Origin of the sequence: Corallococcus sp. CA054B, from assembly GCF_003611625.1 — a bacterium.
GTDB lineage: Bacteria > Myxococcota > Myxococcia > Myxococcales > Myxococcaceae > Corallococcus > Corallococcus coralloides.
On sequence record NZ_RAVY01000286.1, the window covers coordinates 1 to 9356 of the forward strand.

9 protein-coding genes are annotated in these 9356 nt (G+C 69.2%); 4 read left to right on the top strand and 5 right to left on the bottom strand.

The genetic code is table 11. From position 1 onward, the window contains the following. Positions 1-102 precede the first annotated feature (102 nt). Positions 103-561, top strand: a complete 459-nt coding sequence (locus tag D7V80_RS38530) for a DUF2267 domain-containing protein (RefSeq protein WP_014393157.1) — start codon at positions 103-105, stop codon at positions 559-561. A 26-nt stretch (positions 562-587) separates the two neighbouring features. Here the strand turns inward: D7V80_RS38530 and D7V80_RS38535 are convergent, their stop codons facing one another. Next, positions 588-2081 carry an HAD-IG family 5'-nucleotidase gene (locus tag D7V80_RS38535; RefSeq protein WP_120592802.1) on the bottom strand — a complete coding sequence of 498 codons (1494 nt, stop codon included), beginning with the start codon at positions 2079-2081 and terminating at the stop codon, positions 588-590. A gap of 160 nt (positions 2082-2241) precedes the next feature. On the opposite strand from D7V80_RS38535, the gene D7V80_RS38540 reads away from it, so the two are divergent. Both D7V80_RS38540 and D7V80_RS38545 read left to right on the top strand, forming a co-directional pair. Next, positions 2242-2883, top strand: coding sequence for an SRPBCC family protein (locus D7V80_RS38540; RefSeq protein ID WP_120592803.1), 642 nt, complete (start codon positions 2242-2244; stop codon positions 2881-2883). 39 nt (positions 2884-2922) lie between these two features. Then, entirely contained in the window at positions 2923-3762 is an 840-nt protein-coding gene (locus tag D7V80_RS38545) for a DUF5131 family protein (RefSeq protein WP_120592809.1), read from the top strand. On the opposite strand, the gene D7V80_RS38550 is transcribed toward D7V80_RS38545, so the two are convergent. Beyond that, positions 3740-4636, bottom strand: a complete 897-nt coding sequence (locus tag D7V80_RS38550; protein WP_120592804.1) for a LysR family transcriptional regulator — start codon at positions 4634-4636, stop codon at positions 3740-3742. The two genes, D7V80_RS38545 and D7V80_RS38550, sit on opposite strands and share 23 nt — an antisense overlap. An 87-nt stretch (positions 4637-4723) precedes the next feature. On the opposite strand from D7V80_RS38550, the gene D7V80_RS38555 reads away from it, so the two are divergent. Next, on the top strand, positions 4724-5557 hold the full coding sequence (locus D7V80_RS38555; protein WP_120592805.1) for an oxidoreductase: 834 nt from the start codon (positions 4724-4726) through the stop codon (positions 5555-5557). A gap of 49 nt (positions 5558-5606) precedes the next feature. Here the strand turns inward: D7V80_RS38555 and D7V80_RS38560 are convergent, their stop codons facing one another. From D7V80_RS38560 to D7V80_RS38570, 3 genes are all read right to left on the bottom strand, one after another. Beyond that, positions 5607-6821: a FadR/GntR family transcriptional regulator gene (locus D7V80_RS38560; RefSeq protein WP_120592806.1), complete on the bottom strand. Its 1215-nt coding sequence runs from the start codon at positions 6819-6821 to the stop codon at positions 5607-5609. Between the two features lie 351 nt (positions 6822-7172). Next, a complete protein-coding gene (locus tag D7V80_RS38565; protein WP_120592807.1) occupies positions 7173-7664 on the bottom strand; it encodes a DUF2381 family protein in 492 nt (163 codons plus the stop codon). Positions 7665-7672: 8 nt separating this feature from the next. After that, positions 7673-9356 (bottom strand): serine/threonine-protein kinase (locus D7V80_RS38570; protein WP_147447358.1); only part of this gene is annotated, 1684 nt, incomplete at its 5' end.

The window sequence follows — 9356 nt, forward strand, 5'->3', positions numbered from 1 at the left end:
GCGCCGGGGGGTGGGGCCTGCCTGCCTGCCGGGCGCGGACCGGGGTTCCGGTGCCCACCTTCCAGGAGTTCCCGTCCCCCCTCATCCGCCGGAGGTGTGCCCATGGCCCAGGCCCACGAAACCGAAACCGAGAAGCAGGAACGCCACGCGCGGAGGCATGAAGCCCACCTGCGCGCCACCTATGCGGCGTTCATCCACCACCTGTGTGACTTGAGCGCCCTGCCTCCCGCGCTCGCGGAGTCCGCCGCCGTGTCGGTGCTGAGCGCGCTGGAGCGCAGGCTCATGCCCAACGGGGCGCGGAATCTGGAGTCCCAGCTGCCGCGGCTGCTGGTGGAGTTCCTGCCGCCGCCGGAGGAGCGCCCCCGGCACCCCCACCGCTTCGGTCGCGAGGAGCTGATTGCATCCGTCGCGGAGGACCTCCAGATGCCGGTGGACCAGGCGGAGCTGGTCATCCGCGCGGTGCTGCGCGCCTTCCAGGACCAGATTTCAGAAGGCGAGGCGGACAAGGTGGCCAGCAACCTGCCCGCGGACCTGCAGGCCCTCTGGCGCCTCACGCAGTAGCCGCGAGGCGCCTTGGGGCCCTGGAGCTACTCCGCGGGGCCGCTGCCCGCGCCGTCCCCGGTGGTGAACACCGGGGTGCCGCCGGGGATGCTGGGGTCGTGCGGGAGGCTGCCGCGCGGGCTGCGCAGGTAGACGAACGGCGTGGCGAAGAGGAAGTTGCTCACGCGCGACGTGTAGATGTCCGCGTAGCGCTCCACCTGCCGCGCCAGGTGGCTCTTGTCGTTGCCGGCGCGGGTGAGCAGTCCCCAGTGCGGGTTGGACAGCTCACCGGCCGCGCGGGCCATGGGGCCCAGCTCCGCGTCCAGCGCCTCCAGCTCCGCGCGCAGCTCCGTGAGCCGCGTCACCAGCTCGCCCTCCGAGCCGTCCGAGCGGGGGCCGTAGTGGTGCCGCCGCCGCTGGAGCTCCAGGCGCACCTGGCAGCTCTCCGCCTCCAGGCGCTCCTTCTTGAGCATGCGCTCGCCAATGCGCACCTCGGTGGCGCGGAAGGCGGCGATGGCGCGCACCTCGTCCTCCAGCTCGCGCAGGATGAGCGCGGTGCGCCAGCGCAGCACGTTCTTGCTGACGTGCACGTCGCCGAACATGTGGTCGCCCACGTAGAGGATTTCGTCGCCGGACAGGCCCAGGTGCCGCTCCAGCTCCAGCGCGCTGCCGCCGAAGTAGGGCTTGGACCTGTCGAGCGGCCCGGAGTGCGGCCGCAGCAGCGCTTCACCATTCGCCTCCACCACCTCGAAGAGGGTGGAGCGCGTGGTGAAGAACTCGGGCTTGCGCGCGCTGACGATGACCACGTCGAAGAGCTGGCGCCAGGTCATGCCGTCGGGCAGGTGCCGGTCGAAGGCGAAGTGCATCATGGGCTCGGTGTAGGCCCACTCGCTGTTGGTGATGAGCAGCAGCTTCTTGCCGGCGTTCTTCTGGTCCAGCAGCGCGAGCGGCGTCTCCGGATCATCGATGACGTAGTGCTCGGGGTCCGCGATGATTTCGGCCTTGAGGCGCCCCTGCATGTGCGTGGCGTCCAGGTTCTTGCGCACGTGCTCGTAGAGGTCCGCGTAGCCCATGGGGCCCGGGAGCTGGCCGGCGTCCAGGCGGTCCACGAGCTGCGCGTAGATGCAGGCCTCGGAGAGGGAGAACAGGGTGTTGAGGAACACCCAGCGCCGGTCCGCCAGGTCGATGACGGTGCGGGTATAGGCCTCGCGCTGGGACTCGAAGTCCATGGGGCGGCTACCGTGCAGGGCCTTCTTCACGAAGCCGAAGCGGTTGGCCTTGAGGAGGTTGCCCTTGGCGGTGTCGATGATGAGGCCGCGGATGGCGAGCATCGGGTCGAAGGTCAGGTCGGCCACGGGCCAGCCCTGCTCCACCAGACGGTCGCGAATGTATTCGTAGGCGCGGCGTTCCCACGCTTCCACGCGGTAGTGGATGAGCGTGTAGTCCATGTCGTAGCCCACGGCCTTGATGGCGCGCATGTTGAGGGTGCGGTTGCAGAACAGACCGCGTTCGGGCGGGGGACCGGAGAAGTGAGGAGCCATGGGAGCAAGGCTTGCCAAGGCTTGCTCGCAAAGTCGAGCGGCCCGTGTGCCCGAGTCGCCTCGTGGGCAGGCCCGGGTCGTTCGGGTGTCGGAAAGATGGGATACAGGTGACGCAAGCGCCGCGAAGGGCCGGGCACGCGCGGAACCAAAGGGCAGACACATGTCGGGAATGACGCGGCGCTGGGGCCTGGCCCTGGCGGTGGTGCTGGCGGCGGGCGTGGCGGGGGCGGAGGAGTGGGAGACGGTGGCGAAGACGCCCTACTTGATAAAGGTGCGGCCCCGTCCCGGGACGAAGGCGAAGGACATCTGGGCGGAAGGCGAGCTCAAGGCGAGCGCGGAGCGGATTCAAACGGTGCTGGAGGACCAGGGGTCGTACCGGCTCTTCATGCCGTACGTGAAGGAGTCTCGGGTGGTGCGGCCCACGGAAGACGGCGGGCGGCTCACGTACACGCGGCTGGACCTGCCGGTGGTGTCCTCGCGCGACTACATCTGCCACGTGGTGACGGAGTCGAAGGTCGCGCCGGACGGGACGGGCGTGTACCAGCAGCGCTGGAAGGCGGAGCCGGACGCGTTCCCCGCCAGGCGGAACGTGGTGCGCCTGCGGCTGAACGAGGGCAGCTGGAAGGTGGAGCCGAAGGGCGAGGACACGTCCTGGGTCGTCTACAAGTTCACGGTGGACCCCGCGGGTTCCGTCCCCGGGTTCCTGGCAAGCCTGGGGCAGAAGGACGCGGTGGTGGACACGCTGCGCGCCGTGGAGAAGCGGGCTCAGACGCTGCCCGTGGAGCCGCCTCCCGCGAAGTAGGGATGGAGGCAGGCGGGCTGCTTGTTCCTTCCGGACGCCATGGCTGACAACTCCAAGATTGAGTGGACGGATGCGACGTGGAACCCGGTGCGCGGCTGCGTGAAGCTGAGCCCCGGGTGCAAGCACTGCTACGCGGAGACGTTCGCGGAGCGGTTCCGGGGCGTGCCAGGGCACCCGTATGAGCAGGGCTTCGACCTGAAGCTGATTCCAGGGAAGCTCGCCGAGCCGCTGCGCTGGAAGGCGTCCAAGCGCGTGTTCGTGAACTCGATGAGCGACCTGTTCCTGGACGAAGTCCCGGAGGACTACATCGAGACGGTGGCGCGGGTGATGGCGCTGGCGGAGTGGCACACGTTCCAGGTGTTGACGAAGCGCGCGGAGCGGATGCAGCGGCTGCTGTCCACGCGGCTCGCGTTCGCGGCGAGGCTGCCGAACGTCTGGTGGGGCGTGAGCGTGGAGGACCGCAAGTACGGCCTGCCGCGAGTGAAGCACCTGCAAGCGGTGCCCGCGCGGGTGCGCTTCCTGTCCATCGAGCCGCTCCTGGAGGACCTGGGCCCGGTGGACTTCACCGGTATCGACGGCGTGATTGTCGGAGGCGAGAGCGGCGCGAAGGCGAGGCCGCTGGACCCGGAGTGGGTGCGCTCGGTGCGTGAGCAGTGTGACGCGGCGGGCGTGGCCTTCTTCTTCAAGCAGTGGGGCGGCAAGCGCAAGGCGGTGGCCGGGCGTGTGCTGGACGGGTGCACGTACGACGCGCTCCCCCGGAGCACGGTGGCGCCGTTCCCGGAGGATGCCCGGCGCCTGCGGTTGCTGGAGGACGCCGAAGCGCTGGCGGCCCCGTGGCTGACGCCGCCGGGAGTGCTCAGCGCCGCCGCTTCAGCTTGAAGAAGTCGATGAACGCCTTGAGCTTGGGCGCCACCTGGGCGCGGCTCGGGTAGTAGAGGAAGAAGCCAGGGAGCGTGGCGGAGTACGGTTCGAGCACGCGCACGAGCTGCTTCTCCGCGAGCAGCTTCCGGACGCGGCTTTCCGGGACATAGGCGAGCCCCAGCCCGGCGACGGCGGCGTCCAGCACCAGCTCCGAGTCATCGAACACCACGCGGCCCTCGACGGCGGCCTCGATGCGCTTTCCGCCATCGCTCAGCCCCCAGCGGAGGAGCCCGCCGGTGGTCCGGCTGCGGTAGTTGATGCAGTCGTGGTCGCGCAGGTCGCGAGGGTGCTTCGGCTTGCCGCGGTTGGCGAAGTACGCGGGCGAGCCCACCACGTGCATGACGATGTCGCCGCTCACGGGGATGGCGATCATCTCGCGGTCCACGAGCTCACCGACGCGGAAGCCCGCGTCGAAGCCCTGCTGGACGATGTCGACGAGCGCGTCTTCCAGGTGGATGTCCACGCGGATGTCGGGATGGGCGGTGAGGAACTCCGCCAGGCGTGGACCGAGCACCTCCTGGTAGCCGTAGCGGGGCAGGGTCAGGCGCAGGAGCCCCGTGGGCCGGTCACGAAGCTCGCCCAGGGACTCGAAGGCGTCCTGCACGCCGTGCATCGCGGGTTCGAGCCGCGAGAGGAAGCGCGAGCCGGCCTCGGTGAGGCCCACGCTGCGGGTGGTGCGCTGGAGGAGCCGCACGCCGACGCGCACTTCCAGGGCCCGGAGGCTCTGGCTCACCGCGGAAGGGGTGACCCCGAGCTCCGACGCGGCGGCGGTGAAGCTGCGTCTGCGAGCCACCGCGAGGAACGCCATCAAGCCGGAGAGGTCGTCGCGCATTCCTTAGCGTAGCTACAAAGTGCATCCAGAGACGACGCGTTTCGGAGCGGAGGGCCGGGGCGTACTTCATGGGCCACGGAGGCAGTCATGAACGCACAGGGCAAGGTCTGGTTCGTCACGGGGTCGTCGTCGGGGTTTGGCCGCAACATCGTGGAGGAGGTCATCGCCAGGGGGGAGCGCGTGGTCGCGACGGCGCGAGACCCGCGCACGCTGGAGGACCTGGTGGCGAGGGCCCCGGACCGGGTGCTCGCGCTCCGGTTGGACGTGACGAAGCCAGAGCAGGTGCAGGAGTCCGTCACGGCGGCGCTGAAGCACTTCGGGGCCATCGACGTGCTGGTGAACAACGCGGGCTACTCGTTGCTGGGCGCGGTGGAGGAGACGAGCGACGCGGAGCTGCGAGCGATATTCGAGCCGCTCTTCTTCGGAGCCGTGGCGATGACGCGAGCGGCGCTGCCGCACATGCGCGAGCGGCGGACGGGCATCATCGTGCAGGTCTCGAGTCTGACCGGACTGGTCGGGTACCCGGGCGCGGGGGCGTACAGCGCGGCGAAGCACGCGCTGGAAGGCATCTCCGAAGCGCTGGCGAAGGAGATCGCGCCCTTCGGAGTGAAGGTGCTTCTCGTGGAGCCGGGAATGTTCCGCACGAATCTGCTGGGCCCCGGGTTCCAGCCGCTGCCGGAGCTGCCTGCCTACGCGGAGTCGATGGGCCCCACGAGAGCCTGGGTTGCGCAGTCCGCCGGCACGCAGCCGGGTGACCCCGTGAAGGCCGCGAAGGCCATCGTGGACGCGGTGGCCGCCGGAGCCCCGACGCTGCGGCTGTTCCTGGGGACGGACGCCCCGGCGGCCATCCGCGAGAAGCTCGCGCAGGTGCTGGACGACGTGAACCGCACGGAGCAACTCGCACTGTCGATGGGCTTCTGAGCAGGGAGCCAGAAGTCAGTCGACAGCGGATCCGAAGGACCCTCGTCGCTCACGACGCAGGGAGGCCCAGGGAATGGACAATCAACCGCCAGAGGCGTGAAGCCCACCGGCCTACGTGAAGCAGTCCGCCTTCCTGTGGCTGATTCATCACATGAGGGCGTTCGCGGTAGCTGGCGGATGGAGCCTTGGGTTGGAGGCCCTCCTCCGGACACGAGGCGCCAGAACCTGTCCGACAATCGGACAAGCCACACAAGACCGTGCCCATCACATCCGCGGCGCACGTCCCATTGGGTTCGGATGGGACGCGCTCCGGGAGCGCTGGAATCAGCAACATCCCGCTGTCGGACTCCACGGGGGAGACCCTCTCCTCAGGGCGAGGCGAAACCCCCAGCACCTCGGTGTCCCGAGGGGTGGGCACAAGGAGTCCGAGGCCATGCTCCTCCACGCAGGGGCGTGCCTCCACTGCTTCATGCCGCGCGGTGGCCGACGCAGGGGCGCCGAGGGGTTCCTCTGGGGCGTGGTGGCTTTCGGGAGGGGGAGAGGCAGGCGCCTTGGGGGAAGGGGCGAAGGCGTCCAGCACGCGCTCGTCGCAATCCTTCAGCAGCGCCGGCAGCTCGTGCTGGAGCGCCAGTACGTTACGCTCCGACAGGGCCCCCATCGCGCACCAGGCCCACTCGCGCAGCAACTCTCCGCCCATGAGGGGCTGCAGTGGGGCGGCTCCGCCCAGGAATGCCCGCTGCAGGGACTGAACAAGGAGCACGTGTCCGGGACGGGAAGCCACCCGGGCCGCCAGCCGCAGCAACTCGAACTCCGCCTGGGCGCAGGTTGCACCCGACTCCCACCGCGCCGCGTCCTGCAACTTGAAGCACGTGGACCGCAGCCGGTCCAGGTCGAGGTCCGAGGCCCTCGCGCAGCAGTCGGACAGAAGCTCCACCAGCACCTGCCGCTTGAGGCTGAAGTAGCCCTCCAAGAGCCACCGTGCGTTCGGCGAGCGCACGTCATGCAGCGCCAGCCCCAGATTCTCCAGCGTCAGCGACTCATCCAGCGCCACCGCGCGCGTCTTGCGTCCGGAGCGCTGCACCACCAGCCCCCGCGCCGCCAGTCGCCGCATCGCCTCGCGGATGGTGCCTCGGCATACGTCATAATGACGCGCCAGCTTCGCTTCCGAGCCGAACTGCCCGCATGGCGGCAGCCGCCCCAGCGCGATATCGCGCTCGAGCTGCGCCTCCACGTACGCCACGAGTCCTCCCCGTCCCATCCCCATCCCCCTCCTCGGCTCAGCATCGCCATCCAACCACAGGGGTCTGACATGGACGCGGGGGCCCACCGTCCGCGTCGCCTGCCGAGAGGAAGCACCCTCCGGGCCCGGACGACGAAAACCTGTCCGACAGTCGGACAAGTTCACAGGCGCAGCCCCGGGCGAGGAAACCAGTCTGACAATCGGGAACGTTTGCTCCCGCTGGGCCCAATGGGTGAAACCTGTCCGACAGTCGGACAGGTTCGCGGGCTCGGGGCTCACGAGGTGAAAACCTGTCGGACAGTCAGACAGGTTTCTGGAGAGCGCTCCCGGCGGGCGGCCTCTGCCCGCAGCTCCGCCCTGCGTGCTGGGCATGAATCAGATGGAAGGGAACCGTACTCCTGGCAGGACGAGCAGCCGTGTGCCTTCCGCGTCCTGGAGTTCCAGCGTGTAGACACCGCGAGCCTCGTGGGCCTGCGCTTCTGCTTCCACGATGATCTGGGCGGTTTCGGTTCCAGACTCGGAAGCCACATCGAGCACTTCCACGACCCTCAGGGTCTGATGATTCGGACCGCTGAGGCTCGCCTTGGCGGCCTTGCCGGACAGGGACGACCGCCCGGAGAACTCCAGTCGCACCGCGACCCGGCGTGCGGAGCGGAAGCTTATGGACTGAAACTCCGCGCCCGAGGAACCCGTTTCGGGACCCTTCAGCTCCAACGTCTGGACGCCCCTTTGATCCAGGATCGTCTCGGCGAGCATTGTCGACAGCCCCACGTCAGCACAGACCTGCTCGGGAGGCGGAGTGGCTGTGTCGTCGTCGGACACCCCTCCATCCGCGGCTGCCAGGAACGGAAGCAAGAACAGGAGCACGGGTCCTCCTATTCGTCGTATCGGATCACTCCCCGCACGGACATCTTGTTGGGAACAACGGCGGTGTTCTCGTCTCCCCCCTCGCTGCGGGGAACGCCTCGCGTGCGGTCTGACAGGAACCAGAGTTCGATACAGACGGGAAATGTTTCACCTGTCTTGTTCTGGCGCAGTTGGGTGAAACGGCCGTAGACGCGTTTGGAGCCGACGTAGAGCGTGCCCGTCAGCATGGAACCGTGCCTCACGCGTCCCTCGCTGCCGTGCGTATACACAGCGGCGCGCCCCTCTCGGACGGTGACGAAGTCGGAGCGCGTATTCGGGTCGAATTTGGCGGACCACTGGATGCTGCCAACCTTGAGCGCCTGCATGGCCGCCCACGCATCCTCCGGACAGTCCTCGGCGGGTGGCGTAGGTCGATCCACCAGGGGCGCGCTGGCGCAGGCCATGCCCGCCATACAGGACGCAATCGTGGCGGCCTTGAGTGTACGACCAAGCTTCGGAGACGGCGGGGCAGGGGGCTTTGTCGTCACAGGCGCACGTTCCTCGGGGGCAGCGGTCGCCGGGGCGGCGACGGGAACACTGTGCGGGCGGTCGGGTTGGCTCGCCAGTTTATGACCAACAGGGGCGGAAACACTCTCTGGGACCTCTGGGGTTGTATGTCGAGTCCAGCCCCAAAGCAGGACCTTCCAGGTCCCGGGTCCCGCCAGCAGCAATCCCAGGCACAGCACCATGCCCACCCACCCCCAGGCCGGGAACCGGCGCGGGGCCACCGGTTCGGGAACAGGCCGGGGCCTTGGCGCGGGCGTCAGGTACGGCTGCGCGGGCCACGCCGGACGGCGGATCTGATTCGGCGTGCCCGGAATCTCATCGAAGAGGTGCGCCTCGAACGCCACCGCGCCCCCGGAGAGCAGCCCCCGCATCAGGTCCGAGTGCGCCGCCTCCCCCGTGCGCGGCCGCTGCTCCGGCTCCTTCTCCAGGAGCCGCAGGATGGCCCTCGACAGGGGCTCCGGCACCTGGGGATTGATGTCCCGGGGAGACGGCGGCAGCCGCTCCGTGATGGCCACCGCCAGCAGCTCCGGCTCCTGCCCCGGCGGGAACGGGTAGTGCCCCGTGACAGCCCGGTACAGGCACACGCCCAGGGCATACAGGTCATCCGCCTCCCGGTAGGGATAGCGCAGCTCCGGCTGCCTCCAGTGGCGCTGCTGGAACCGGATGGCCTCCGGACTGCGCAGGTGCAGCGTCCCCGGGGGCAGGGTGGTGGTCGTGAGCGTCGCGGCCCCCGTCTGGTCCCCGGCCCCGAAGTCGATGAGCACCGGCACCTGCTCCCTCGCGCGGATCAGGATGTGCTCCGGCTTCAGGTCGCGGTGCAGCACGCCTCGCGCATGCAACACCCCCAGCGTCATCGCCACCGAGCCCCCCACCATCGCCACCTGCCGGAACGTGGGGTTGACAGTCTCCGTCCAGAGGTGGAGCGCCATCCCCTCCACGCAGTCCATGACGAAGTACGGCAGCCCCTCCACCGGATCCGGCCACCGCCCCGTGGCATGCACCCGCACCACGTTCGGATGCCACGCCCGGTCCAACAGCAGCGCCATCTCCCGCAGCGCCCGGGCCGGGTCCGGATGCAGCGACAGCTTGAGCGCGAAGCTCCGCCCCGGCGCGTCCAGCGGCTCCACCCGGTACACCGCTCCGTAC